Source organism: Micromonospora sp. NPDC050795, from assembly GCF_044456785.1.
Classification (GTDB): domain Bacteria; phylum Actinomycetota; class Actinomycetes; order Mycobacteriales; family Micromonosporaceae; genus Micromonospora.
In genome coordinates, this window is record NZ_JBITGE010000002.1 from 40,696 (window position 1) to 64,740 (window position 24,045).

Consider the following 24,045-nt stretch of genomic DNA (forward strand, 5'->3'; position numbering starts at 1 on the left):
CATGATCGTGACTTACCTCGCCGCGGATGACCGCTACGACACCATGACCTACCGGCGCAGCGGACGCAGCGGCCTGCGACTGCCTGCCGTCTCGCTCGGGCTGTGGCACAACTTCGGTCCGGACCGACCGTTCGAACGGCAGCGCGACATCGTCCGCCGCGCCTTCGACCTGGGTGTCACCCACTTCGACCTGGCCAACAACTACGGCCCGCCGCCCGGTTCGGCGGAGGAGAACTTCGGCCGGATGCTCGCCACCGACCTGAAGCCGTACCGGGACGAGTTGGTCATCTCCAGCAAGGCCGGGTACCTGATGTGGCCCGGCCCGTACGGCGAGTGGGGCTCGCGCAAGAACCTGATCTCGTCGCTGGACCAGTCCCTGGGACGGATGGGGCTGGACTACGTCGACATCTTCTACTCGCACCGGTTCGACCCGGACACCCCGCTGGAGGAGACGATGGGGGCGCTCGACGCCATCGTCCGCTCCGGCAAGGCGCTCTACGTCGGCATCTCGAACTACAACTCGGAGCAGACCACGCGGGCCGCCGCGATCCTGCGCGACCTGGGTACGCCGCTGCTGATCAACCAGCCGTCGTACTCGATGCTCAACCGCTGGACCGAGTCCGACGGCCTGCTCGACACGCTGGAGCAGGTCGGCGCGGGCTGCATCGCGTACAGCCCGTTGGCGCAGGGCCTGCTGACCGACCGCTACCTGGGCGGCATTCCGGCCGACTCGCGGGTTCGCACCAGCGTCTTCCTCAACGAGAGCGACCTCAGCGACGAGAAGATGGCCACCATCCGCGGGCTCGGCGCGGTCGCCGAGGGGCGCGGCCAGTCCCTCGCTCAACTCGCGTTGGCCTGGGCGCTGCGTGACCCGCGGATGACGAGCCTCATCATCGGCGCGAGCAGCGTCGAGCAGTTGGAGACGAACATCACCGCGCTGGACAACCTCGACTTCACGGCCGAGGAGTTGGCCGAGATCGAGCGCCACCTGGGCTGAACACCGTCGGGTCCCGGGCGGGTCGGTTCACCAGATCCGGCGCCGCCCGGCCCGGTGGTTACGCACCTCGCACTGCCGGCCCACCGGTGCTGCGGCGCCTCGGCGTCGCCGTCCGGCACCGATCAGCAGCAGCGCCAGGACCAGCACGGTGGCGGCACCGGCCAGCACCGGCCACCGGCCACCGGGGTTGGTCACCGACGCCACCGGCACGCCCGGGTCGGCCGCCGCCGCCACCGCCGGCTCGGTGGCGGCCGGCCCACTCGCGGCGGTACGCGGCGCGCTCTTCGTCGCGGCGGCCTTCGCCGGGGTGGCCGTGGCACCGGTGGCCTTGGCATTGCGGAACACCACGTCGGAGCAGGAGTAGTAGGTGTCCGGCGTGTTGGAGTTCTGCCAGATCGTGTAGATCAGGTGTCGGCCGCTGCGGCCCGCCGGCAGCCGGCCCGCCAACTGGTACGCCCCGGCCCGCACCGGCGGGTCGGTCAGCGTCAGGAACGGGCGCGACTCCAGATCCGCCCAGGTCAGCTTCCTGCTCGGGTCGTAGTCGGGGGTGGTGACGTAGAGCCGGAAGGTGCCCCGGTGCTCGATGGTGGTCCGGTACCGGAAGGTGACCTTCACGCCGGTGGTCAGCGTGGTGCTGGGCCAGTCGGCGCGGGGCAGGTCCAGTCCCCGGTACGCGGACAGCCCTCCACTGCACAACTCACCGTCCGGGATCCGTTCCCGGTCCCGCCCGTCGATGGCGGCGACCCGCACGTTGTCCCATTCGCGGACCGCCGCGCCGGCCTGGATCGCCGCCCGGCAGGCACTGGTGGCCGCGTACCGGCCCTCGGGGCCACACGCAGCCGCGCGACTGATCGGGTCGGTCGGGGCGCCGTGGGCGGCTGCGGGTGTGGCAGCCAACGGCACGGTCGCGGCAGCGACCAGCACCGTGGCGAGAAGCCGACGTACGGGCATGGGGGTGACCTCCGCCCACTGGTACGGCCGGCAGGCGGCAAAGGTTCGACGCTCAGTGGCCGGGAATCCTGCGGGTGGGTGTGGCGTTTCGATACTCGGAACCGCTAGCACCGAGGAGGCAGAGATGAAGGTACGTAGCTCGTTGCGTGCGCTGAAGCAGAAGCCGGGTTCGGTGGTGGTCCGCCGTCGCGGCCGGGTGGTCGTGGTGAACCGCGCCAACCCGCAGTGGAAGAGCCGCCAGGGCTAACCAGGCCCTGCACGGACATAACAGTCGAAGAGCGCCCTGACCGGATCATCGGTCAGGGCGTTTTGTCGCACCGGTTGCCTACCTGTTCACGACTCGTCGTCCACCGCGAGCGCCGCACGGTTGCCGACATAGCCCAGGTAGAGCAGGTAGGGCACGAGCAGCACGGCGAGCACCAGGACCGCCACGACCACCGGCGGATCACCGAAGGCGGTGCCCAGGACGACCGGCAGCGGGGACACGACCGCCAACAGCATCCCGGCCCGACAGAAGGGGCGCTCGACCCGACGGTGCGCCGCGTACCAGTGCTCGGGTGATCTCATCGTCGCGGTGGTCCGCACCCCGGGGCAGCGGTTCATGTCGACCGAAGGCCGCAGGGACGCTCTGGCGGTGAACGCGACAAGCCACCCGAGGAATGCATAGACCACCGAGATGAACGCTCCAGCCAGCAAAGGCCACTTCCTGACGCGCCAGTCGGTGTCAGCGTAAAATTTCCACCCCACTGGCACCACTGGCCGTGGGCGTTGGGGTGGCTCTCCACGCTGCGGCAGAACCGCCAGCAACAGCAGAAAGCCCTGGTCGGGTAATCCCGACCAGGGCTTCTCAAGGGTGGAGCCGAGGGGACTCGAACCCCTGACCCCCACACTGCCAGTGTGGTGCGCTACCAGCTGCGCCACGGCCCCTTGCTGTTCTCCCGGTCGCCCGGGCACTGGGAAACTATACACAGACCGGCCCGCATGGTCATCTCGCGGGGTCCCCCGCCGGGCCGGGTCAGTTGAGCGCCACGTCCGGCGGAAAGTGCGCGACGGCGGCCATCATCCCGCCCTGCCGGCGCAGCACCATCGGCCACAGGTCGTCGGGCCGGTCGACGAAGGCGTCACCGGGCAGCCCGTCCAGCACGAACCAGGACCCGTCGGCGATTTCCTGCTCCAGCTGGCCGCTGCCCCAGCCGGAGTAGCCGGCGAAGACCCGGATGCCGCCGATGCTCTCCCGCAGCCGCTCCGGGTCGACCGAGAGGTCGATCGTGCCGACCGCTCCGGAAACCTGGTGGAAGCCCTTCACCCGGCGCATCGGGTGCCGCATCCGGGCGAGGCAGATGGCCGAGTCGGGCTGCACCGGGCCACCCTCGAAGAGCACCGCCGGGTGGCGGGCCAGGTCGCTCCAGTCACCGAGCACCTCGGCCACCGGCACCTCGGTGGCCCGGTTCAGCACCACGCCGAGCGCGCCGCCCGGCTCGTGGGCGACCAGCATCACCACCGTACGGTCGAAGTTCGGATCCTTGAGCGCCGGAGTCGCGACCAGCAGCCGCCCGGTCATCGACTCCATCGCTCGTCCGCCGATCGCCTGGCCCTCTCCCTGCATGCCACACACCCGTCAACCGTGAGCCCGCGCCGGGCGGCGGTCATCGACCGGATCCGCCTGCCGCATCGGGTTCAGCCGCGCTGTCGCCATGCCTGGCACCATAGCCTGCGTGCTGGGTGCTGGCTAAGGTCTGACCGGCGGGTGATCGGACAGTTAAGACGAAGGTCCGACGCACCCGGCGGCGGAGCTCCCGGTGATCGACCGATCGGGGCCACCGACGGCCGAGAAACGCCCGAAAGGTCCGTCACATCCCGATAGATTCGGCTGATCGGGAGGGCGAGCGCGGTTGCCCCTGCCCGCGAGACGGAGGCAGGTGCGATGGCAACTGTCCGGGACGCGACGTACGACGTGCTCCGCACCCTCGGTATGACCACTGTCTTCGGCAACCCCGGCTCCACCGAGGAGCCGTTCCTCCAGGACTTCCCCGCCGACTTCCACTACGTCCACGCGCTGCACGAGGCGACGGCCGTCGCGATGGCCGACGGCTACGCCCAGGCCACCGGGATGCCCGCCCACGTCAACCTGCACACCGCGCCGGGCACCGGCAACGGCATGGGCAACCTGGTCACCGCCTGGCACAACAAGACGCCGCTGATCGTCACCGCCGGCCAGCAGACCCGGGAGATGCTGCTCCTGGAACCCCGGCTGGCCAGCCGCCGACCCACCGAACTTCCGCAGCCCTACGTGAAGTGGGCCTACGAGCCGGCCCGGGCGCAGGACATCCCCGCCGCGATGCTGCGGGCGTACGCGACGGCGGTGCAGCCACCCGCCGGGCCGGTCTTCCTCTCCCTGCCGATGGACGACTGGGCCCAGCCGGCCGACCCGCCGCCCGCGCCGCGAACGGTGGCCACCCGGTTCGGGCCGGACCCTCAGCGGTTGGAGGAGTTCGTCCGGGTACTGGCCGGCAGCCGCAACCCGGTGCTCGTGTACGGGCCGGGGGTGGACCGCTCCGCGAGCTGGTCGACAGCGGTCGCGCTGGCGGAGCGGCTCGCCGCGCCGGTCTGGTCGGCCCCCGCCACCGAAAGGTCGGTGTTCCCCGAGGACCACCCGCACTTTCGCGGCGTGCTGCCCTACGCGATCGGTCCGCTCGCCGAGGCGCTGCGCGGGCACGACACGGTGCTGGTCGTCGGCGCTCAGGTGTTCCGCTACTACCCGTACGTGCCGGGCGGGCACCTGCCCGACGGCGCCCGCCTGCTGCACATCACTGACGACCCCGACGAGGCCGCGCGGGCCCCGGTCGGTGACAGCCTGCTCAGCGACCCGGGACTGGCCCTTGCCGCGCTGGTCGAAGGGGTGCCACCGAGCGACCGGCCGGCACCCAGGCGACGGGACGCGGTCGAGCCGCCGGAGATCAGCACCCCGCTGAGCGCCGACGCCCTGTTCGCCGCACTGGCCGCGCACTGGCCGCCCGACGGCGTGCTGGTCCAGGAGTCACCATCCAATCTGTCCGCGCTGCGTCGTCAGCTGCGGATCACCCGCCCGGCGTCGTACTTCACGATGGCCAGCGGCGGCCTCGGCTACGGCCTGCCGGCGGCCATCGGCATCGCACTGGCCGAACGGGACACCGGGCGCGGTCGCCCGGTGGTGGCGGTGATCGGCGACGGCTCCTTCCACTATTCGGTGCAGGCGCTCTGGACGGCGGCGCGCCTGGAACTGCCGGTGGTGGTCGTCGTCCCGGTCAACCAGCAGTACGCGATCCTCAAGGCGTTCGCCGAGCTGAAGCACACTCCCGGGGTGCCCGGCCTGGACCTGCCGGGTTTGGACGTCGTCGCGATCGCCGCCGGCTACGGCTGCGCCACGCAGGTGGTCCAGACCCCCGACCAGCTCGGCGCGGCGCTCTCCGCCGGGCTGCGCGCCGACCGGCCCACCGTGGTGCCGGTACCGATCAGCACCGAAGTGCCCAGCATCCTCTGAACCGGTCAGCGCGGTCCGATCGACAGCGGGGCACCGGTGAGGACGTCCAGCACCGGTCGGCTGCCCAGCGGTGTCGCCAGGGTCACGGTGACCGGCTCCACCTTCAGCAGGTCGATGCATTCGCCGGTGGCCCGGGTGACGCCGCCACCGACCACCACGACGTCCGGCCGTTCCCACACCAACGGCGTGATCCCGGTGTCGCACGCGCCGACGCCGAGGCGCACTGTCAACCGGGCGCCGTCGACGGCGGCCAGGTCCTGGGCCGCCACCAACCCGTCCGGCAGCGGCCGGGCGGGCGTGGTCGGCTCGGGCACGGGGGTGACCGCCGCCGGCGCGACGGCGAGCCGGACCACCGGCGTGGTCAGCTCCTTGATGGTGAACAGCCAGGCCGGGACCTGCGCCACGCCACGGCTCGTGCGCACTGGCACGGCGCCCAACGTGACAGCGGTGACGGTGAGCGGGAGGCAGGCCGTCTGCGTGCTGCTCGTGACCCACCCGTCGGGCCCCGGTTCGACTGTGGGGCCGCCGGGGGTGGGCCGTCCGGGCCGTTTAGGCCGCCCCGGGCAGGGCAGTGGGTCACCCTGGTCGAGCTGCCGGTACGCCTCGGCGGCACTGACCAACGGCAGCGTCAACCGTCCGTCCGGGAACTGGATCTCGCCGCCGACCCGGGTGGGCGGTATTCCGACCTGCTCGCGGTACCACCCGGCCCGGAAGGCCGCCTCGGTCTCGGGGGTGAAGCCCGGGTCACCGGTGAGCAGGGTCGGCCCCTCCAACGGCACGTAACCCGTGCGCCACTCGACGCCGGGCCGCCACGCCTCGGCGACCTGAGCGGCCCGCTGGGCGAAGGCCTCCGCCCCGTCCGTGCGGCTGGGCGGGCCGCCGGCCGGACCGGCGTCGGTGGCGGCACAGCCCGTCAGGAGCAGCAACGGGAGTACGAGCAGCAGGGCGAGCCGATTCATGCACGGTTCGACGCCCCCGCCGACCGGCCGGTTCCGACCCGAGCTCAGGTCTCGCCACCCAGATCCGTCTGGTACGCCTCCCAGAGCAGGTCGGCGCCGCGCCGCCGATGTCGGGCCAACCGCCGCAGCAGGTGCCCGGCCCGGTGTCGCAGCTCATCGGGGCGCGTCTCGGGCCGCTCGGCGATCTGCTGAACCGCCAGGATCGCGGCGACGATCGCCACGTGCTCCCGGGTCAGCAGCCGCACCCCGTGGTCCAGTCGTGGCGACTGGCTGAGCAACTCCCGGTAGAGGCCGGTCGGACCTTCGGTGACCCGGACGTGCTCGGCGAAGCCGTGGCGCACCGGACGCAGCCGAAGGAGAACCTCCTCGCGCCAGCGCGGCTCGGTGCTCGCGACGGCAACGGCCCGCCCGAGGGCGTGCACGTCACCGGCGAGGCCGGCCGGACGCGGCACGCCGGGCAGACCGATGGAATGTGGATCGGCGGGGAGCCCCGCCGGATGCGCGACGCGTGCTTGGGCGACGACTGACGGCTGCTGGACCGGACCGGTGACCATTGGCACCTCCCGCACGGCGGCTCTGCTACCCCATACCGCGATGGTGAGGCTGCCCGGCCCGCCCTGTCCAGGGCCCAGGCTCGTCTCATCTGCCCCGTTGGCCCCAGTGACCCCACCAGCCCCGCTGCTGCGGCCTCCAGCCCCCCCGCACCGGCATGCTGGGACGTACGCCCGCCTCAGTCGCCCGACGGGCGCTCTGCCAGCCGGCGCAGGTGCTCGGCCACGGCGCGCGCGTCACCGGCCGGCTCGTCGCCCGCTCGACCGGTCGTGATCGCCTCGGCCAGCGCCCGCAGCTCGGACGGCGGCAGGACGGGCAGCCCCATGCCGCGCAGTGGGATGGTGACCCCCCGGGCGCTCCCCGGGTCGGTCGCGAGGATGGCCCGCGCCTGCGGTTCGCCGGCCGGAGCGTTGTCGTCCGCCTCCCGGTACGACACCGCGCCGGACTCGATCCGGGCGGTGGCGAGGTCGACGGTGCGGGTGCGCAGCGCACCGCGTACCCGAGCCCGGCTGCCGTCCAGCCAGGCGGCCGTGCGGAGCACCCGCAGCACCAGGTAGAGGCCGAGCAGGACGAAGGGCAGGCCACACAGGCCGACGAACGGGCTGGGACCGGACTGGTTCGGGTCAACGGTGTCGCGTAGTCCGGGCGGCAGCAGTCCCGGTGGCAGGTCGCGAGCCTCCTCATAGGAGGCGAGCGCGTCACCCGGGCCGGTCAGTCGGCGCAACAGCCCATCGGCGACGAGGGGCAATGCCACGAACGCCGCGCCGACGGTCGTGAGCAGGACGCCGAACACCACCGCCACGACGCGCCGGCCGGGCGACGGGCCGACCGACAGGCGCAGCTCCTGGTTGGTCACAGGGGGCAGCGTAAGACCCCGCGAACAACGAAGCGCCCCGGCTGGTGGGCCGGGGCGCTTCGTTCGAGGTGGTGGAGGTGCCGGGAATCGAACCCGGGTCCTTCGCCGGTTTGTCAGGGCTTCTCCGAGCGCAGCTCGCTGTGCCTCTACTCGGCCCCACCGCTCACGCGAGCAAGTTGGTGTGACGGGCCCAGTCGCTGATTAATCTCGCCGCACGGACCCCGCGACCGGGTCCGATTGGCCAGCCTCCTAGCTGATGCCGGCTACTGGGACGAAGGCGTTCCCAGGCCGACAGACTTAGCTACTCGCCTCAGGCGGCGAGAGCGAAGTCAGCGCGATTTTGCTCGGCGCTTATAAGTTTCCGACGACCGATTCTCGAGACGACGTCGGCTTCCTCGGCTCGCTTCCCCTGTCGCTGCGTACGAAGTCGAAACCAGTCACCCCCTTGACAGGCCGCCGATGTGGCGGCACTGACAAGACTAACGCCTGCCGCAACAGCTTTCATCCCGAGCCCCGGGCCGGCACGCCGACCCGGACAAACAGGATGAACTAGTCGTCCATTCCCTTGCCGCGTCGACCGGACACCCGGGCGATCTCCCGGTCCGCGTCCCGCTTGGCGAGGTCCTGGCGCTTGTCGTACGACTTCTTGCCCTTGGCCAGGGCGATCTCGACCTTGGCCCAGCCGTCCGAGAAGTAGACCTGCAACGGGACGATGGTGTAACCGCCCTCGCGGGTCCTGCCGAGGAGCTTGTCGATCTCGCCCCGGTTGAGCAGGAGCTTGCGGGTACGCCGGGGCTCATGGTTGGTCCAGGTGCCCTGGGTGTACTCCGGGATGTGCATCGCGTGCAGGAACAACTCGCCGTCACGTTCCTGCGCGAACGCGTCGACGAGTGACGCCCGCCCGGCCCGCAGCGACTTGACCTCGGTGCCGGTCAGCGCCATGCCCGCCTCGTACGTGTCGAAGATGGCGTAGTCGTGACGCGCCTTCTTGTTGGAGGCGACCACCTTGCGCCCCTTTTCCCGTGGCATCGGTGCCACCCCCTCTCCTGACGTCAGCGGCCGGGCTCACCCCGGCCGGACAACCGATCATGCTACCCGAATCACAAGGACCCTCCCGCGCCGTTTATTTCCGGCGGCGGGAGGGTCCTCGGGAGACGACGGGACGACCCGTACGGTGCCTAGACCCGCAGGTAGAAGCGCAGGGTGATCCAGGCGGTGCCCGCGCTGACCAGACCACCGACGCCAGCCATCAGCGGGAAGATGAACAGGATGTCGCCCCAGGTGATCGGCGAGAGCAGCCCCTGCAACGCGCTCAACGACCCGTCGAAGAGCAGATACTTCGCCGCTACCAGGGCCACCAGACCGAGCAGTGAACCGATCAGGCCGGCCACCACGGCCTCCAGCACGAACGGCGCCTGGATGAACCAGTTGGACGCGCCGACCAGCTTCATGACCGCAACCTCACGCCGCTTGCTGTACGCGGCCACCTGAATGGTGTTCGCGACCAGCAGCAGGGCGGCGACCGCCATCACGATGGCGGCGGCCAGGGCGATGTTCTGGATCGCGGTGAGGATGTTGAAGATCTTGTCGAGCAGTCGACTCTGGTCGACGATCTCCTCGACACCCTCAGTGTCCTTGTACTGGTCGTAGACGTTCTTGTACTGCTCCGGGTTGTTCAGTGTGAGCCGGAACGACTCGGGCAGCTGGTCCGGCTTGACCGCGTTAACCAGGTCCGGCGCGTCCTGGTACATCGACTTGAAGCGCTCGTACGCCTGGGCCTTGTCGACGTAGATGACTTCCTTGACCAGGGGGTCGCCGTCGAGCTTGGTCTGCAGGTCGGTGCGCTGCTGCTCGCTCACCTCCTGCTCCATGAAGATCGAGACCTGGATGTTCTTGTAGTAGAGGTCCTTCATGTCGTCGACCTGGCGGTACATGAGACCGCTGGCGCCGAGCATGGTCAGCGAGACCGCCATCGTGATGATCATCGCGATGGACATGGTCACGTTGCGCCACAGTCCGACCAGTACCTCGGACAGGACGTATTTCACGCGCATCGGGATTTCCTCCGGGTCTCCGGCATGAGGTGTTCGTCGTCAGGCTGCGCAGGGGTGGAGCGCCGGCTCACCCGTAGACGCCGCGGGCCTGGTCACGCACGATGCGACCGCTCTCAATCTCAACGACGCGGCGGCGCATCTGGTTCACGATGTTGGAGTCGTGGGTGACCATCACGACGGTCGTGCCGGTGCGATTGATCCGGTCCAGCAGGCGCATGATCTCAATCGAGGTGTCCGGGTCCAGGTTTCCGGTGGGCTCGTCCGCCAGCAGGATCAGTGGACGGTTCACGAACGCCCGGGCGACGGCGACCCGCTGCTGCTCACCACCGGAGAGCTCGTGCGGGTAGCGGTGCTCCTTGCCACCGAGCCCGACCAGCTCCAGCACCTCCGGCACGACCCGGCGGGCAACCGCCTTCGTCTTGCCGATCACCTCGAGGGCGAACGCCACGTTCTCGTAGGCGGTGCGGTTGGGCAGCAGCCGGAAGTCCTGGAAGACGCAGCCGATCGAGCGCCGGAAGTGGGGTCGCTTCCAGGAACGCATCGACGTGACGTCCTTGCCGTTGACGACGACGCGCCCCTTGTTGGGGGCCACCTCGTGCAGCAGCATTTTGATGATCGTGGACTTGCCGGAGCCGGATGGACCGATGAAGAAGACGAACTCGCCCTTCTCGATCGAGACGGACACGTTGTCGAGCGAAGGCCGGGACGCCTTCGGGTACGTCTTCGTCACTTGCTCAAGCTGAATCACGGGTGGTGAGTCTACGCGGTGTAACAACTGAGCCAAGCCCCACGCCCCACAGATCCGGCGCGCGTCGTCGAATCAGGCTCCTACCTGGAGATCGATGACGCGCTCCGCCCGCGAGCCGTCACGCAGTGTCGTTGGCGAGTTGACGCTGCTTGCGCCAACGGATGCCGGCCTCAATGAAATCGTCGAGGTCGCCGTCGAAGACCCCGCTCGGATTGCCGGTCTCCTGCTCGGTTCGGAGATCCTTCACCATCTGATACGGGTGCAGGACGTAGGAGCGCATCTGGTCGCCCCAGGAGCTCGTGCCGCCGCTCTTGAGGCCGGCCATCTTCTCTTCCTCCTCCTGGCGCTTGCGCTCCAGGAGCCGGGCCTGGAGCACCCGCAGCGCGGAGGCCTTGTTCTGCAACTGGGACTTCTCGTTCTGGCAGGTCACCACGATGCCGGTCGGAATGTGCGTCAGGCGCACCGCCGAGTCGGTGGTGTTGACGCTCTGCCCACCCGGCCCGGAGGAGCGGTAGACATCGACCCGAACCTCGTTCTCCGGGATGTCGATGTGGTCGGTCTGCTCGGTGACCGGCAGAACCTCGACGCCCGCGAAGCTGGTCTGCCGACGACCCTGGTTGTCGAACGGGCTGATCCGGACCAGCCGGTGCGTGCCCGACTCGACGCTGAGCGTGCCGTACGCGTAGGGCACCTTGACCGCGAAGGTGGCCGACTTCAGGCCCGCCTCCTCGGCGTACGACGTCTCGTAGACCTCGGTGGGGTAGCCGTGCCGCTCCGCCCAGCGCAGGTACATCCGCAGCAGCATCTCGGCGAAGTCCGCGGCGTCCACACCACCCGCGCCGGCCCGGATGGCGACCAGCGCCTCCCGGGAGTCGTACTCGCCGGAGAGCAGGGTGCGGACCTCCATCTCCTGGATGGCCTTGGTCAGCCCCGTGATCTCCGACTCGACCTCGGTCAGCACACCCGGGTCGGCTTCGGCCTCGGCCAGCTCCAACAGGACCTGGGCGTCGTCGAGGCCGGAACGCAGGCTGCCCAGCTTGCTGATCTCGCCGTTGACGTACGACAGCTGCGAGGTCACCTGCTGGGCCTTGGCCTGGTCGTCCCACAGATCGGGGGCGGAGGCCTCCTGCTCCAGGCGGGCCTTGTCCTCGTGGAGCCGGTCGAGGTTGAGGACGGCCTCGATGTTTCGCAGGGTCGCGTCGAGTTCCTTGAGCTGTTCGGCGTAATCGGCAGCGGTCACGACACACAAGCGTACTGTGCCGCAGGCTGCGCAGCTCGTTGTGGATGCGCGAACTGGCCGCAGGTCACCCGACGGGGGCGGACTTCAACCACGACAGGGCCGCCCGGTGGTAGGCGACGGCGAACTCCAGCGCGCTGGCGTCGTACGTCTCGCCGTCCCGTTTGGCGTTCTTCACCTGCTCCCGCACCTGGGCGAGTGCCTCGGTGTGGTATTCGTTGGCCGAGGCGTACAGGCCCTTCAGCTGGCTGGCGGAGTGCAGGTTGCCGAACGCCATCCGGAGCGCTATCGGGTTGCGGATGGTGTCCCGCCCCGGGTTCTCCGCGAGCCAGCGGGAAAACGTCCGTTTTCCGCTGGCGGTGAGGGCGTAGGGCTGGCTCATCCGCGGGCCCGGCTTGCCGAGCCGCACGTAACCCCGCTCAGCCAGCACCGGCAACTCGCGGTACACCTGACTGCGGGTCATCGACCAGTACGGCGCCAGACGGCGCTCAGCGGCGGCCATCAACTGACCGCCTGTCATCGGGCCCTCGTGGAGGAGGCCGAGCAGGGCCGCCGCCGTAGGGTTGACTCCGGAATCCGCCATGGCCACTACGCTGCCACTTTGCGCACCCGGCGTCCAGGATTTGCCGGTTTGCCACCCGACAGGACTTCCTAAGTGCACTGTCGGCGGCAGACTGTCCGTTGAGGACTATCGATGGATTGCCACATTCCGGGCATCCCGCCGGCGGCGCCCACGCGCCGCCGGCGGGTCGTCGCCGGTCAGCCCATGTGGGGGTACGTGTGGTCGGTCGGCGGCACGAAGGTCTCCTTGATCGTCCGCGGGGAGACCCAGCGGACCAGGTTCAGCCAGGAGCCGGCCTTGTCGTTGGTGCCGCTGGCGCGGGCGCCACCGAAGGGCTGCTGCCCGACCACCGCGCCGGTCGGCTTGTCGTTGATGTAGAAGTTGCCGGCCGCGTACCGCATCCGCTCACCGACCGACTCGACGACCCGGCGGTCGGTGGCGAACACCGAGCCGGTCAGCGCGTACGGGGCGATCGACTCCGCCTGCGCGACGACCTCGTCGAAGCGGGCGTCGTCGAACACGTGCACGCCCAGGATCGGCCCGAAGTACTCGGTGGTGAAGGTCTCGTGAGCGGCGTCGCCACACTCGAAGAGCGTCGGTCGCACGAAGTAGCCAACCGAGTCGTCGGCGGTGCCACCGGCCAGCACCCGGCAGCTGTCGTCACCGGCGATCAGCTCCAGCGCGGCGGTGTGCCGGGCGAAGGCCTTGTCGTCGATGACCGCACCGCCGAAGTTGCCGAAGTCGGCCACGTCACCGTAGGTCAGCGAGTCGGCGGTGGCGGCCAGCCGGTCCCGCAGCCCACCCTCCCAAATCGAGCGCGGCACGTACGCCCGCGAGGCCGCGGAGCACTTCTGGCCCTGGTACTCGTACGCGCCACGGATCAGCGCGGTGTGCAGCGCGTCCACGTCGGCGCTGGTGTGCGCGACGACGAAGTCCTTGCCGCCGGTCTCGCCGACCAGGCGCGGGTAGCCCCGGTAACGGGAGATGTTGTCGCCCACGGTCCGCCACAACTGCTGGAAGACCTTCGTCGAACCGGTGAAGTGGATGCCGGCCAGATCCGGGTCGGCGAGCACGACATCGGAGACCTCCTCACCCCGACCGGTGACCATGTTGATCACGCCGGGCGGCAGGCCGGCAGCCTCGAACAGCCGCATCGTGAAGTGCGCGGCGAACTGCTGGGTCGGGCCCGGCTTCCAGACCACGGTGTTGCCCAGCAGGGCCGGCGCCGACGGCAGGTTGCCGGCGATGGCGGTGAAGTTGAACGGGGTGACCGCGTAGACGAAGCCCTCCAGCGGGCGGTGGTCGAAGCGGTTCCAGACGCCGGGCGAGGACGCCGGCTGCTCCTCGAGCAGGCGACGCGCGAAGTGCACGTTGAACCGCAGGAAGTCGATGAACTCGCACGCCGCGTCGATCTCCGCCTGGATCGCGGTCTTCGACTGACCGAGCATGGTGGCGGCGTTGAGCGTGTCCCGCCAGGGACCGGCGAGCAGTTCGGCGGCACGCAGGAAGATCGCGGCGCGCTCCTCGAAGGGCAGCGCCCGCCACATCGGGGCGGCGTCCTTGGCCGCCCTGGTGGCGGCGCGCGCGTCGTCGTGGGTGGCGTGCCCGGTCACCCCCAGCACGTGGGCGTGCTTGTGCGGCTGCACCACGTTGATCGGGTCACCGCCGGCCATCCGCTGCTCACCGCCGATGGTCATCGGCAGGTCGATGCGGTCGGCGGCGAGCTCGGTCAGCCGCCGCTGGAGCCGGTCCCGGTCGGGGCTGCCCGGCTCGTAGTTGCGAACCGGCTCGTTGCGCGGCTCGGGAACGGAGAACACGGCATCCATCAAGGCTCCTGGCGATCTCGACAGCAGTGGCGAAACCGGACCCGCGGGCACCGACCGGATGGCCGGACACCGGACGCCGCACGGGAGGCCGAGCAGCGGCGGGACCTCCCGGGATTCTCCCACGACGGGCCGCGCGACCCACTTCCGCCACCGCCCTGCGCCAAGGACCGCCCCACCCCTCCTCTCCTTACCGACCGGCCTCGATCCGTCCCGCCGTCCCGGGGCGACAGGCAGCCCAGCGGGCCCGCGTACCCTGAATGGTCGGTGACCTGCCGCCTCGAAGGGGAGACGATGACCAAGCAGCCCGGCCGCGTCCCGGCCGCTGAGTCGGACGAGCCGGCGGTCGACGCGGCCAACGCCGGCAGTCGGCCGCTGCCCGCCCCCGGCGCCGCAGTGCTCGCGCTGCTGGCGCTCGGTTGGCTGGCCGCCATGCTCTGGTCCACCCGGGAGGCCATCACCTCCGCCGCGGCCGGGGTCACCGCGATCAGCCTCTCCGCGTTCGCCCTGCCCGGCGTGATCTCGGCCGCGCTGGTGGCCGGGGCGGCCGTCGCGCTGGCCGCCGGCAACCTGCTGGCCCGCCGGTACGGCGACTGGGCCACCCTGCGCTTCGCCGGGGCGATCGGCGGCGGAATGCTGGTCGGGCTCGCCGCCGCGGTGGCCATCAACCTCACCTACTTCGACACGTCCACGACCAACGTGATCGCCGGCACCACGGCGGCCGCGGCGATCATCGGGGGCGCGCTGGCCGGCGCGCGGACCGCCCCGGCGATCGGTGCCGTGGTCACCGCCGCGCTGGGCACGCTGATCTTCGTGGTCGCGTTCAGCCGCGCCCGGGACCCGCTGTTCGACCTCTTCGGCTCCGGCGACAGCCAGGAATCGTTGATCAACGCAGCCAAGTGGGTGTCCCGCACCGAATCGCTCGTCGCCGGGCTGCTCGCCGGGCTACTGGCCTTCGGCTACCTGACCTGGGCCCGGCGTCGAGCCGTCCGCCGCGATCCCGAGGCACCGACGCTGCGCTGGCCGGCGTACCTGCTCGCCGGCGCCGGCCCGGGGCTCCTCCTGCTGCTCGCCGAAGTGATCATCAGGGTCGGCGGCCGGTCGCTGCTCGACCTCGCCAGCGCACTCAGTGAAGCCGACGCGGTAGCCCAGACCTCGCTGGGCACCTCGCGGGTCGACAACGGCATCTGGGTGCTCTTCGTGGGGGCGCTGACCGCGCTCATCGCGTTCGGCCGCACGCTCAGCCCCGCCCACAGCGACGACGACGAACCCGCCCACGACCCGAACCCCGTCACCGACCAGGCCGACCCGGCGGACGACAAGCCGGGCTACGCCAAGGCGTTCGACGCCGACCCGGCCGAGACGTTCGACGCACCTGAGACCTCCGAAGCCGACCCGGCGCGCTGAGCCCGCGCCCCGCGCGGGCCGCCCCCCTGCCTGGTCGATCATGGAGTTGTGGTGGGCGGTTCAACCGCCTGTGCGGCTTGTGTCCACCACCACAACTTCGTGATCGACGCGGGCGGCGCGCACCGCAGGGCGCCGGGGGCAGCTCGGCGGTCTGGGCCGGTGTCCCCGGTCAGTCGGTGGCGTGGAGAAGCTGGTCCAGCTCCGTCACGTCGTACCACTCCAGCTCGTGGTCCTCGGCGCCGTCGACGGTGAACTGAGCGTCCGGGTCACCAGCCGCCGCCTCGGCCACCACGTCGGCAGCCGCGCCGACCTCTTCGGCCGCGTCCACGCCATCCACGTGGATGGCCGCGACGGCACCCACCGGCACGGCGTCGGTCAACGCCACAGTGCTGGAGCCCAGCTCACCGTCGCCGCGCCCGACCGCCGCCGACGGCAGGTCGACCGAGACGACGACGCGACGCCGGGGAGCGGTCGGATCGGCCCGGAGCAGGTGCAGGGCGTCCTGGGCTGCCCGGGTGAAGGCGACGTACTCCAACTCCTCCTCGTCACCCTCGGCGTACCACTCACGAAGCGCCGGAGTCACGGCGTGCGCCTGGTCGGCGGCCAGCCCCTCCTCGCGAAGCCGGGCCAGCATCGGTACGGTCGCCGGCACGTACACCCGGACAAGCTCGTCGGTCACCGGTCGTCTCCCCGCGTCGTCCTCCGCCGGCGGCCGCCGGCACGGGCGCAGATCATGCCGCACGCCGTGACCGTCATACACCCCGCCTCCGGCCGGTGGAAGTTTCCCGCCGGTGTGTCCCGCCCGGGTTGGTCAGCCACCGAACCGGTGCGCCGCTGGGCGGCGAGGTCAGTCGGTGGCAAACTGAGCCAAACGACATCAACCCCGGGAGTTTCTGTGGAACCCAGGTTCCTGCTGCTCTCCGACGTGGCCGCCGAGCTCAACGTGTCGGACTCGCAGGTCTACCACATGGTGCGCAGCGGTGAACTGCCGGCGATCAAGATCGGCGGGCGCGGCCAGTGGCGCGTCGAGCGCGCTCGACTGGAGGAGTACATAGCACGCAAATACGATGAAACGGCAGAGTGGGTGCAGAGCAACCCGCTGGTCGACCGCGACCCCGAGTAGTAGAGCCCCCGGCCCACCCGCCCTTCCGTCGCGCCGAGCCCCGCCGGAACGGATGATCCACTCGGTTTCACGGAAGTCGGGGCATTGAGGCCGCTGGGACACCGCGTTATCAAGGAACCCGAGTGGATCATGCCCTTTGTCGGGTCGAGGCCACCACGAAGCCATTGACCGAGGCCGTTCTACCACTCAGAATCGAGCTTGTCGGAGGTAAACGTAGGCAAACGCAAGATGAAGGGGCCCTGATGAGCGGAGCGCGACCCGGTCCTTCCCGACCACCAGTGCGGCTACGCCCCGTTCCGCCCTTCGACCCGCCCTACGTGGACGAGAGCGACGGGTCGTACTGGCCGGGGCCGACCGACGGTCAACTCGCCCTCGACCTTTTCGCTTCCACCCGGCCCAGCCCGGTTCGGCCGGCGGAGCGGCGAGCAGCCCTGCGCCCGGTGCCCAGCCGGTCCACCACCCACCCGGTCGCGTCGTTGCCGCCGTCGACCGCGCCGGAAACCACCCGGGCCGCGCACCGCTTCGTCGGCACCTGCCTGGAGGTGGTCAACGGCTACCGTTCGCCGACCCAGGTGCGAGCGCTGCTCGACCCGGCCCGTGCGGGCGACCTGCTGACCGAGCTCGCCCGCGCATCCGGCCGGGCCGGCACATCCCGCCGCCGTAGCGGCCGGCCACTGGTCCGGCTGCTACGGCTGCGGGTCTGTGAGCCCCGGGAGACCGCAGTGGAGGCGGCAGCCGTCCTCACCGGCGCGGGCGGCCGAAGTTGGGCGATGGCCCTGCGCCTCGAACATCGCCGGGGCCGCTGGCTCTGCGTCGCCCTGCACGTGCTCTGACCCGCCTGGGATCAGCTCAGCCGGCTGCACCGGCGACCCGGTCGGGCGCAAGGCTCACAGGAACACCGACGGGCCCCGGCCTGGTCGGCCGGGACCCGTCGGTCAGACGCTGTCGGTGCAGCTGCTGTCGGTCAGTTGCCGCCGTTGGGCGCGCCGTGGCAGCGCTTGTACTTGCGGCCCGAGCCACACGGGCACGGCGCGTTGCGGGACGGGCCGTTGCTCGCCTCCGCCTGGTTCGGTGCCGGCCGACGGGCAGCAGCGGACGGAACAGCCGGGCCACGCAAGCCGGATGCCGGCCGCTGCGGCGCGGACGGCGCGCTCCGCCCCGGTGCCGCCGGAGCACCCGGAGCCGGTCGGCCCACACCGAGCGCCGGAGCCTGCTGTTCGGCCTGCTCCACGGCGACCGCACCCGGGCTGGCCTCACCGTCGATGGTGGGGGCGGAGTATTGCAGGCCCTGCCGCCGCGGTGCCTGGTTGAGGCCCTTGGCCCGGATCTCCACCGGCTTGTCGAGCAGGGTGACCTCGTCGGCCCCCTCCTCCGGCTCCGGTTCGGTCACCTGGACGTCGACGTTGTAGAGGAAACCGACGGTCTCCTCCTTGATGCCCTCCATCATGGTGGCGAACATGTCGAAGCCCTCGCGCTGGTATTCCACCACCGGGTCGCGCTGGGCGTACGCCCGGAGGTTGATGCCCTCCTGGAGGTAGTCCATCTCGTAGAGGTGCTCGCGCCACTTGCGGTCGATGACCTGGAGCAGCACCATCCGCTCGAGCTGGCGCACCCCCTCGGTGCCGAGCTGCTCCTCACGCCGGTCGTACGCGGCGTTGGCGTCGTCCTTGAGGCGGGCGACCAGGAAGTCGGCGTCCATGCCGGCCCGGGAGCCACCGGCCTCCTCTTCCAACTCCTCGATCGTCACGCCGACCGGGTAGAGCTGCTTGAGGCTGGACCAGAGCTGATCGAGGTCCCAGTCTTCGCCGTAGCCGTCCGAGGTGGCGCCCCGCACGTAAGCCTCGACGGTGTCGTCGATCATGTTGCGGACCTGGTCGGAGAGGTCTTCACCGTTGAGCACCCGGAGCCGCTCGGCGTAGACCACCTGGCGCTGCTTGTTGAGCACCTCGTCGTACTTGAGCACGTTCTTGCGGATCTCGGCGTTCTGACCCTCGATCTGGGCCTGGGCGCTCTTGATCTGCCGGGTGACCATCTTCGACTCGATGGGCACGTCCTCCGGGATGTTGAAGCGCTCCATCACCGCCTCGACCGCTCCGGCCCGGAAGCGCCGCATCAGCTCGTCCTGAAGGGACAGGTAGAAACGGGACTCGCCCGGGTCGCCCTGCCGGCCGGCACGACCACGCAGCTGGTTGTCGATCCGCCGGGACTCGTGCCGCTCGGTGCCCAGCACGTAGAGGCCGCCGGCGGCCGAGACCTCTTCCGCCTCGGCGTCGCAGGCCTGCTTCCAGGTCGGAAGGACCTCCTCCATCGCCTTGGCGTACTCTTCCTCGTTCTCCAGCGGGTCGAGGCCGCGCTGGCGCAGCTCGTTCGCGGCGAGGAACTCGGCGTTGCCACCGAGCAGGATGTCGGTGCCGCGGCCGGCCATGTTGGTCGCCACGGTGACCGCGCCCTTACGCCCGGCCTGGGCGACGATCTCGGCCTCCCGGGCGTGGAACTTGGCGTTCAGCACGTTGTGCGGGATGCCACGGCGGCGCAGCAGCTGGGAGAGGATCTCGGAGTTTTCCACCGAGACGGTGCCCACCAGCACCGGCTGACCCATCTGGTGCCGCTCGGCGATGTCCTCGATGACGGCGTTGAACTTGGCCTTCTCGGTCTTGTAGATGACGTCCGGCCGGTCCTCGCGAACCATCGGGCGGTGGGTCGGAATGGTCACGACGCCGACCTTGTAGACCTTGTTGAACTCGCTCGCCTCGGTCTGCGCCGTACCGGTCATCCCGGACAGCTTCTCGTAGAGGCGGAAGTAGTTCTGGAGGGTGATGGTGGCCAGGGTCTGGTTCTCCTGCTTGATCTCCACCCCCTCCTTGGCCTCGATCGCCTGGTGCATGCCCTCGTTGTAGCGACGGCCGTGCAGGATGCGACCGGTGAACTCGTCGACGATCAGGACCTCACCGTCGCTGACGATGTAGTCCTTGTCGCGCTTGTAGAGCTCCTTGGCCTTGATGGCGTTGTTGAGGTAGCCGACCAGCGGTGTGTTCACCGACTCGTACAGGTTGTCGATGCCGAGCCGGTCCTCGACCTTGGCGACACCCCGCTCGGTCACCGCGATGGTGCGCTTGGAGTGGTCGACCTCGTAGTCGCCCTCGCCGTCGGTGCCGGGCTGGAGCCGGGCCACCACGCCGGCGAACTCGCCGTACCAGCGGGCGGAGTGCTCGGCCGGGCCGGAGATGATCAGCGGGGTGCGGGCCTCGTCGATCAGGATGGAGTCGACCTCGTCGACCACCGCGAAGTTGTGCCCGCGCTGCACCAGCTCTTCCTTCGACCAGGCCATGTTGTCGCGCAGGTAGTCGAAGCCGAACTCGTTGTTGGTGCCGTAGGTGATGTCGCACTCGTAGGCGGCCTTGTGCTCACTTGCCGGCCGGTTGGGCAGCACCACGCCGACGGTCAGCCCGAGGAACTCGTGCACCCGGCCCATCCACGCCGCGTCACGCTGGGCGAGGTAGTCGTTGACCGTGATCACGTGGACGCCCTTGCCGGAGAGCGCGTTGAGGTAGACGGCCATGACCGAGGTCAGCGTCTTGCCCTCACCGGTCTTCATCTCGGCGATGTTGCCGAAGTGAAGCGCCGCGCCGCCCATCACCTGGACGTCGTACGGGCGCTGACCGAGCACCCTGGCGGCCGCCTCACGGGCCACCGCGAACGCCTCCGGCAGCAGGTCGTCGAGGGTCTCACCCTCGTCGAGCCGCTCCCGGAACTGTTCGGTCATGCCGGCCAGTTCCTCGTCGGTGAGGTTGATGTAGTCGTCCTCGATCGAGCTGACGGCATTGGCGATCGCCTTGAGGCGGCGCACCATGCGGCCCTCGCCCGCGTTAAGGACCTTTTCCAGAATCGACACGGATCAACGCTCCCCTAGACAGTCTCGAACCATCGTAGGCGCTTCATCGGCGCGATGGTCACTGGTGGCGGTGCTCGACCCCGCCGAACCCGACATAACTCGCGTCCTACACACGCCCCAAACGTTATCCGGTTACGCCGTCGGCGAACGCTGCGGCAGGATGCACGGGTGGAGCTCGTGGAGATCATCGAGGACGGCGTGCTGCTGCGACCCTGGCGAGAAACGGATGCCGAGGCCGTGCACCGAGCCTGCCAGGACCCGGACATTCAGCGTTGGACCACCGTACCGCGCCCGTACCGGCCGGAACACGCCCACGGATTTGTCACCGAGATGAGCCGGAAGGCCTGGGCCGAGGGCACCGGGGCACCGTTCGCGGTCTGCGACCCGGACACCGGGGAGCTGCTGGGTTCCAGCGGGCTCACCTCCATCGGCGAGGACGGCACCGGTGAGATCGGCTACTGGACGGCACCCTGGGCGCGTGGTCGAGGCGTGATGGTCCGGGCCACCCGGGCGGTGGCCCGCTGGTCCTTCGACACCCTCGGGCTTCGCCGGCTCATCTGGCAGGCCGAGGTGGGCAACCATGCCTCCCGGCTGGTGGCCCTCCGGGCAGGTTTCCGAATCGACGGCAGGTTACGGCTGGCCGACCCGGCGCTGCTGCCCGCAAGCGCGGACGGCTGGATCGGCTCGCTGCTGCCCGGCGAGGTGCCAGCCGCCGGGTCGGCCGGTCCGGCCGGGCCGGGCACCCTCGCCGCCCGTCGGGCCGCCGTCTTCGGCCGCCCGCAGCCCGTTCTGTTCGCCGAGACCGGGGCCGGCGAGCTGCGCCTGCGGCCCATGGAGGAGAAGGACCTGGACGCGGTGGTGCAGACCTGCCGGGACCCGGAGACCATCCGCTGGACGACGGTGCCGGACCCGTACGACCGCGCCGACGCGGAGGGCTACCAGGCGTACGGCCGCGACTCCTGGGCTCGGGGGGACGCCGCCTGCTTCATGATCGCTGACGCCGACGACCGGTACGTGGGGACGCTCGACCTGCGGCTCTCCCCCACCGACCCGCTGGTGGCCGACACCGGCTTCATGACCGCGCCGGCGGCCCGCGGCCGGGGCTACCTGCCCGCTGCGCTGGTCGCGCTCAGCGCCTGGGGCTTCAGCACGTTGGGCCTGGCGCGGATCGAGTGGAAGGCGAACGTGGGCAACACCGCCTCCCGGCGAGCGGCGGAGAAGGCGGGCTTCCTGTTCGAGGGGACCGCCCGGGGTGGCGTGCAGCACCGGGGCGAGCGGGTGGACGTGTGGGTCGGGGCGCTTCTCGCGAAGGATCTGGGATGAGTCTGCGGTCGGTCGTCGAGGCGCACGGGGTGCGGCTGCGTCCCTTCCGCCCGGAGGACAGCGCCGACGTCGTCGACGGCTGCGCGGACCCGCTGACCCAGCGGTTCGTGTCGAACCTCCCGACGCCGTACAGCGAGGCCGACGCCCGCTGGTGGATCGACGTCGGCGCCCCGGCGGCCTGGACCGGCGGCGGCACGGCGTACGCCGTCGCGGACCCCGCGACCGATCGGCTGCTCGGCGCGGTGGGGCTGAACAACCCGGTGCCTGCCCGGGGTCAGCTGGAGATCGGCTACTGGATGCGGCCGGCGGCCCGCGGTCGCGGGCTGGCCACCGCGGCGACCCGCGTGCTGAGCGAGCACGCGTTCGCCGCCGGTGCGGCCCGGCTGGAACTGCTCACCGAACCGGAGAACGGTCCGAGCCAACGGGTCGCGCTGGCCGCCGGCTTCCGCTACGAGGGTCTGCGCCGGTCGGCCGGTGCGTCCCGCGACGCGGGCCGGCACGATCTGCTGGCCTGGGTACGCGTCACCGGTGATCCGCCCGGCCCGACCGCCCGGCTGCTGCCCGACCTGCCCGGCGGGGTGCTCACCGACCAGGTGCTGGCGCTGCGCCCCCTCACGCCGGACGACGCGGCGCTGATGTACCGGTTGCACAGCCGACCCGAGGTGGTGGCGAACCAGGCGCCACCGGTGCCGCCAACCCGCGAGGCGATGGAGCGGCGTTGTCGTCTCGCTCAGAGCGGCTGGCTGACCGGCGAGATCGCCAGGCTGATGATCACGGACGTGTCCAGCGGCGAGCCCGTGGGCAGTTGCGGCTTGTCGTACACCGACGTGGCCGCCGGCGAGGCGTCGGTCGGCTACGCGTTGCTACCGGACTGGCGCGGCCGGGGGTACGCGACGCGGGCGGTCCGGTTGCTCGCGGGCTGGGCGTTCGGCTCGGCCGGTATCGCCCGGCTGTCGGCCGGCACGGTGCCGGACAACACCGCGTCGCACCGGGTGCTGGAGCGGGTCGGTTTTCGGCGCGAGGCAGTTCAGCGCGGCCGACTGCCCGGACTGGCCGGCGCCCGCCTGGACGACCTGACCTTCGCGTTGCTGCCCGCCGACCTCCGCTGACCGGTGTCGTGGGGTTGTGGTGGGGCACCCCACCGCAACCCCACGAGCTGCCGGTCAGGTGGCGAGGGAGATGATGCCGTAGTCGTACGCGTGGCGCCGGTAGACGACGCTGGGGCGGCCGGACTCCTTGTCCTGGAAAAGGTAGAAGTCGTGGCCGACCAGTTCCATCTCGAACAACGCGTCGTCGATGGTCATCGGCTCGGCCGGGTGGACCTTCTCCCGGGCGATGTGCCACGGCTGGTCGTCGTGCTCCTCGTCGACCCGTTCGGCAACGGCGGTGCCGGCGCGGGCGCCATCGCTCGGCGCGCTCAGCGCGTTGGGCACCAGGTCCGCGACCGGCAGGCCAGCGGTGGCCTCGGCGACGGAGATCGGCGCGTGCCGACCCCGGTGTACGCGGCGACGGTCGGCCGCGCGGCGCAGCCGGGTGTCGAGCTTCGCGATGGCCGCGTCGAGCGCGCTGTAGAAGTCGTTCGTGCAGGCTTCGGCCCGCATGACCGGGCCCCGGGAAACGCAGGTGATCTCCACCCGCTGGCAGTGGTCGGCCTGGCGCGGATTGCGCTCGTGAAACAGCTCGACATCAACGCGAATAAGTTTGTGGTCGTAGCGTTCGATCTTCGCGAGTTTCTCGGCTACGTGTACCCGGTAATGGTCCGGCACTTCGACGTTTCGGCCCTTGACCACGATGTCCACGTGACCTCCCTTTTTCGGACGGTCTTCGATCCGGTTACCCGGCCGCGCGCCGTGGGGAGACCCGCTGGCGTCGACCGGTTGGTACGGCTACGCCTCCTCTCACCGCCGAGGGTGGTGGGAACGACCTCCTACCCCCGACAGCGAAACGCTAACTCTTGTTTGTCCGGCAGTCACCCCATGTTGCCGAGACGACCCAGGATTTTTCGCAGCTCGTACACCAACGGGTGAAACGGAAACACTCT

At 70.4% G+C, this 24,045-nt stretch carries 23 protein-coding genes, 1 tRNA gene and 1 other RNA gene; 8 read left to right on the forward strand and 17 right to left on the reverse strand.

Annotated elements, in window-relative coordinates:
* Position 1: 1 nt before the first annotated feature.
* Positions 2 to 997, forward strand: coding sequence for an L-glyceraldehyde 3-phosphate reductase (gene mgrA / locus ACIBEF_RS02515; protein WP_396790522.1), 996 nt, complete (start codon positions 2 to 4; stop codon positions 995 to 997).
* Between the two features lie 27 nt (positions 998 to 1,024).
* Here mgrA and ACIBEF_RS02520 read toward each other — a convergent pair whose 3' ends face one another.
* A complete protein-coding gene (locus tag ACIBEF_RS02520) occupies positions 1,025 to 1,948 on the reverse strand; it encodes a lytic polysaccharide monooxygenase (protein WP_396790523.1) in 924 nt (307 codons plus the stop codon).
* Between the two features lie 124 nt (positions 1,949 to 2,072).
* Between ACIBEF_RS02520 and ACIBEF_RS02525 the strand changes: the two genes are divergently transcribed.
* The gene (locus ACIBEF_RS02525) at positions 2,073 to 2,195 is read left to right on the forward strand and encodes a 50S ribosomal protein L36 (RefSeq protein ID WP_030490864.1); all 123 of its coding nucleotides are present in this window, start codon (positions 2,073 to 2,075) and stop codon (positions 2,193 to 2,195) included.
* An 86-nt stretch (positions 2,196 to 2,281) separates the two neighbouring features.
* Here ACIBEF_RS02525 and ACIBEF_RS02530 read toward each other — a convergent pair whose 3' ends face one another.
* From ACIBEF_RS02530 to ACIBEF_RS02540, 3 genes are all read right to left on the reverse strand, one after another.
* Positions 2,282 to 2,551 (reverse strand): SdpI family protein, encoded by a 270-nt coding sequence (locus ACIBEF_RS02530; protein ID WP_396790839.1) that lies wholly within the window; start codon positions 2,549 to 2,551, stop codon positions 2,282 to 2,284.
* 251 nt (positions 2,552 to 2,802) lie between these two features.
* Positions 2,803 to 2,875: transfer RNA gene (locus tag ACIBEF_RS02535), tRNA-Ala, on the reverse strand.
* 88 nt (positions 2,876 to 2,963) lie between these two features.
* The gene (locus tag ACIBEF_RS02540) at positions 2,964 to 3,554 is read right to left on the reverse strand and encodes a YqgE/AlgH family protein (RefSeq protein ID WP_355005543.1); all 591 of its coding nucleotides are present in this window, start codon (positions 3,552 to 3,554) and stop codon (positions 2,964 to 2,966) included.
* A 318-nt stretch (positions 3,555 to 3,872) separates the two neighbouring features.
* Between ACIBEF_RS02540 and mdlC the strand changes: the two genes are divergently transcribed.
* Positions 3,873 to 5,468 (forward strand): benzoylformate decarboxylase, encoded by a 1,596-nt coding sequence (gene mdlC, locus ACIBEF_RS02545; protein ID WP_396790526.1) that lies wholly within the window; start codon positions 3,873 to 3,875, stop codon positions 5,466 to 5,468.
* Positions 5,469 to 5,473: 5 nt separating this feature from the next.
* Here mdlC and ACIBEF_RS02550 read toward each other — a convergent pair whose 3' ends face one another.
* From ACIBEF_RS02550 to pruA, 10 genes are all read right to left on the reverse strand, one after another.
* Positions 5,474 to 6,427 (reverse strand): hypothetical protein, encoded by a 954-nt coding sequence (locus ACIBEF_RS02550; RefSeq protein WP_396790528.1) that lies wholly within the window; start codon positions 6,425 to 6,427, stop codon positions 5,474 to 5,476.
* Positions 6,428 to 6,471: 44 nt separating this feature from the next.
* Positions 6,472 to 6,981, reverse strand: coding sequence for a hypothetical protein (locus ACIBEF_RS02555; protein ID WP_396790530.1), 510 nt, complete (start codon positions 6,979 to 6,981; stop codon positions 6,472 to 6,474).
* A 176-nt stretch (positions 6,982 to 7,157) separates the two neighbouring features.
* Positions 7,158 to 7,835, reverse strand: coding sequence for a hypothetical protein (locus ACIBEF_RS02560; RefSeq protein ID WP_396790532.1), 678 nt, complete (start codon positions 7,833 to 7,835; stop codon positions 7,158 to 7,160).
* A gap of 69 nt (positions 7,836 to 7,904) precedes the next feature.
* Positions 7,905 to 8,280, reverse strand: a transfer-messenger RNA (tmRNA) gene (gene ssrA / locus ACIBEF_RS02565).
* Between the two features lie 104 nt (positions 8,281 to 8,384).
* Positions 8,385 to 8,864: an SsrA-binding protein SmpB gene (gene smpB / locus ACIBEF_RS02570; protein ID WP_396790534.1), complete on the reverse strand. Its 480-nt coding sequence runs from the start codon at positions 8,862 to 8,864 to the stop codon at positions 8,385 to 8,387.
* A 149-nt stretch (positions 8,865 to 9,013) separates the two neighbouring features.
* Complete coding sequence (gene ftsX, locus ACIBEF_RS02575) at positions 9,014 to 9,889, reverse strand: permease-like cell division protein FtsX (protein ID WP_112582377.1); 876 nt, start codon at positions 9,887 to 9,889, stop codon at positions 9,014 to 9,016.
* Positions 9,890 to 9,956: 67 nt separating this feature from the next.
* Positions 9,957 to 10,637, reverse strand: coding sequence for a cell division ATP-binding protein FtsE (gene ftsE, locus ACIBEF_RS02580; protein ID WP_030331491.1), 681 nt, complete (start codon positions 10,635 to 10,637; stop codon positions 9,957 to 9,959).
* A 118-nt stretch (positions 10,638 to 10,755) separates the two neighbouring features.
* Entirely contained in the window at positions 10,756 to 11,877 is a 1,122-nt protein-coding gene (gene prfB / locus ACIBEF_RS02585; RefSeq protein WP_357208119.1) for a peptide chain release factor 2, read from the reverse strand.
* Positions 11,878 to 11,941: 64 nt separating this feature from the next.
* Positions 11,942 to 12,457 (reverse strand): PadR family transcriptional regulator, encoded by a 516-nt coding sequence (locus ACIBEF_RS02590; RefSeq protein WP_238666587.1) that lies wholly within the window; start codon positions 12,455 to 12,457, stop codon positions 11,942 to 11,944.
* 176 nt (positions 12,458 to 12,633) lie between these two features.
* On the reverse strand, positions 12,634 to 14,262 hold the full coding sequence (gene pruA / locus ACIBEF_RS02595) for an L-glutamate gamma-semialdehyde dehydrogenase (RefSeq protein ID WP_396790536.1): 1,629 nt from the start codon (positions 14,260 to 14,262) through the stop codon (positions 12,634 to 12,636).
* A gap of 291 nt (positions 14,263 to 14,553) precedes the next feature.
* Here pruA and ACIBEF_RS02600 point away from each other — a divergent pair, with 291 nt between their 5' ends.
* Positions 14,554 to 15,666: a hypothetical protein gene (locus tag ACIBEF_RS02600; protein ID WP_396790538.1), complete on the forward strand. Its 1,113-nt coding sequence runs from the start codon at positions 14,554 to 14,556 to the stop codon at positions 15,664 to 15,666.
* 169 nt (positions 15,667 to 15,835) lie between these two features.
* Here the strand turns inward: ACIBEF_RS02600 and ACIBEF_RS02605 are convergent, their stop codons facing one another.
* Positions 15,836 to 16,345: a DUF6912 family protein gene (locus ACIBEF_RS02605; RefSeq protein ID WP_396790540.1), complete on the reverse strand. Its 510-nt coding sequence runs from the start codon at positions 16,343 to 16,345 to the stop codon at positions 15,836 to 15,838.
* 216 nt (positions 16,346 to 16,561) lie between these two features.
* Here ACIBEF_RS02605 and ACIBEF_RS02610 point away from each other — a divergent pair, with 216 nt between their 5' ends.
* The gene (locus ACIBEF_RS02610) at positions 16,562 to 16,789 is read left to right on the forward strand and encodes a helix-turn-helix domain-containing protein (protein ID WP_278150708.1); all 228 of its coding nucleotides are present in this window, start codon (positions 16,562 to 16,564) and stop codon (positions 16,787 to 16,789) included.
* Positions 16,790 to 17,031: 242 nt separating this feature from the next.
* The gene (locus tag ACIBEF_RS02615; RefSeq protein ID WP_357233070.1) at positions 17,032 to 17,622 is read left to right on the forward strand and encodes an Rv3235 family protein; all 591 of its coding nucleotides are present in this window, start codon (positions 17,032 to 17,034) and stop codon (positions 17,620 to 17,622) included.
* Between the two features lie 131 nt (positions 17,623 to 17,753).
* Here ACIBEF_RS02615 and secA read toward each other — a convergent pair whose 3' ends face one another.
* Positions 17,754 to 20,681, reverse strand: coding sequence for a preprotein translocase subunit SecA (gene secA / locus ACIBEF_RS02620; RefSeq protein ID WP_396790542.1), 2,928 nt, complete (start codon positions 20,679 to 20,681; stop codon positions 17,754 to 17,756).
* 168 nt (positions 20,682 to 20,849) lie between these two features.
* Here secA and ACIBEF_RS02625 point away from each other — a divergent pair, with 168 nt between their 5' ends.
* Positions 20,850 to 22,004: a GNAT family N-acetyltransferase gene (locus ACIBEF_RS02625; RefSeq protein WP_396790544.1), complete on the forward strand. Its 1,155-nt coding sequence runs from the start codon at positions 20,850 to 20,852 to the stop codon at positions 22,002 to 22,004.
* A complete protein-coding gene (locus ACIBEF_RS02630; RefSeq protein WP_396790546.1) occupies positions 22,001 to 23,113 on the forward strand; it encodes a GNAT family N-acetyltransferase in 1,113 nt (370 codons plus the stop codon). The genes ACIBEF_RS02625 and ACIBEF_RS02630 overlap by 4 nt, the downstream gene beginning before the upstream one ends.
* A 54-nt stretch (positions 23,114 to 23,167) precedes the next feature.
* Here the strand turns inward: ACIBEF_RS02630 and hpf are convergent, their stop codons facing one another.
* The gene (gene hpf / locus ACIBEF_RS02635) at positions 23,168 to 23,803 is read right to left on the reverse strand and encodes a ribosome hibernation-promoting factor, HPF/YfiA family (RefSeq protein WP_396790548.1); all 636 of its coding nucleotides are present in this window, start codon (positions 23,801 to 23,803) and stop codon (positions 23,168 to 23,170) included.
* Positions 23,804 to 24,045: the final 242 nt, after the last annotated feature.